Source organism: Streptomyces sp. NPDC002868, assembly GCF_055563295.1.
Genome location: NZ_JBVHDR010000003.1, coordinates 692959 through 694481 on the forward strand (window position 1 = coordinate 692959; position 1523 = coordinate 694481).

The following is a 1523-nucleotide window of genomic DNA, read 5'->3' on the forward strand; positions in this document are numbered from 1 at the left end:
TCATACCCCCTCGTTGGCGAAGACCACGGCGGAATGGAAGCCGCCGAAGCCGAAACTGTTGGACAGCGCGAATTCGGCGGCCAGCGGTACGGCGGCGGTGCCGGCGAACCGCAGCCGGGGCTCCACCGGGTCGGTGAGCCACGGGTTGGGGTGCGCGAAGCCGCCGGCCAGCTGAGCGAGCGTGGCGACCGCCTCGACCACCCCGGCCGCGCCCAGGCAGTGCCCGGTCAGGGCCTTGGTGGCGTTCACCAGCGCGGGGGCGTCCGGGCCGAGTACGCGCAGCAGGGCGGCGGCCTCGGTGCGGTCACCGAGCGGCGAGGCGGTGCCATGCGTGTTGACGTAGCCGAGCTGCCCGGGGGCGACTCCGGCCCGCTCCAGGGCGGTCCGCATCACCGCGGCCTCCACCTGCTCGCTCGGGTCGGCGAGGCTGGTACCGCTCAGCCGCAGCGCGTGCCCGGCCAGCCGGGCCAGCACCCGCGCGCCCCGGCGGCGGGCACCCGCGGCGGTCTCCAGCACCACGGCGGCGCCGCCGACACCGTCGGTGAAGCCGCGGTGCGCCCGGTCGAACGGGCGGCAGGGCGGTTCGTGGTCGGTGTCGGCGCCGGTGGCGGCAGGCGTCATCGCGCCCAGCGCGCGGTAGGCCTGGCGTTCCACCGGGGCGAGTTCGGTGGGTGCGCCGAGCACCAGGCAGGCGTCCACCGCTCCCGCGTCGAGCAGCCGGGCGGCGGTGATCAGCGCGATGTTGCCGCTGGCGGACGCGCCGCCCACGGTGCAGCCCTCGCCCTGGATGCCGAGGACCTCGCTGACCACGCCGACCTGATCGGTGTCCTGCATGTGCAGTGCGTACCGGCCGGGGACGGCTGCGGGACGGTCCCGGTAGCGGTCGGCAGCCCGGTGCGCACCCGCGCCGGTGAGGTTGTTGCCGGCCACCACCAGGCCCAGCCGCTCGGGTGGCAGGGCCCCCTCGGCAAGTCCGGCATGCGCCCAGGCCTCCGCGGCGGTCAGCACGGAGACCTGCACGCCGAGCGGCGACCTGGCCGCCGTCCGGGCCGCCTTCTGGGGCACCCACCCGCCGCGGGCCCGCCGCTCCGTGAGCAGGGCCGGGTAGTCGAAGGGCGGCAGCGGCGCGCCGGGTGAGTCGGCGTCCCGGTCGGCGGCGGGCAGCAGGGCGCTGCGGCCGGCCCGCAGCGCGTCGGTGAAGGCCGCCAGGCCCGCGCCGGCCGCACAGTGCACGCCGAGGCCGGTGACCACGACGCCGCCGCCGGGGGTCACGCGGAGTGCCGGGCGAGCAAAGCGACCAGCGAGCGGATGTTCCGGGTCTGCTGGAACTCCATCACGGGCACGCTGATGCCCATGTCCTCCATGGTGAGGGTCACCACCTCGGCCCGGTCGACGCTGTTGCAGCCCAGTTCGGCGAGGCTGTTGTCGAGGGTGACGGTGGAGGTGTCCAGGTCGTACACCACGACGCCCAGATTCCGCCGGACCGCCTCGAAGATGTCGCTGTCGTCCATCTCGCTGTTCTC

The 1523-nt window shown here is 75.5% G+C and carries 2 protein-coding genes; both read right to left on the minus strand.

Features of this window, described 5'->3' with window-relative positions:
- Nucleotides 1-1272 (minus strand): beta-ketoacyl synthase N-terminal-like domain-containing protein, encoded by a 1272-nt coding sequence (locus tag ACZ3H8_RS13840; RefSeq protein ID WP_391976594.1) that lies wholly within the window; start codon nt 1270-1272, stop codon nt 1-3.
- A complete protein-coding gene (locus tag ACZ3H8_RS13845) occupies nt 1269-1511 on the minus strand; it encodes a phosphopantetheine-binding protein (RefSeq protein WP_355902804.1) in 243 nt (80 codons plus the stop codon). Before ACZ3H8_RS13845 ends, ACZ3H8_RS13840 begins: the two co-directional genes overlap by 4 nt.
- Nucleotides 1512-1523 lie beyond the last annotated feature (12 nt).

What these genes read in the sequence shown, in the direction of transcription:
- ACZ3H8_RS13845 (WP_355902804.1), bottom strand. Translation starts at nt 1,511, where the DNA reads ATGGACGACAGCGACATCTTCGAGGCGGTCCGGCGGAATCTGGGCGTC.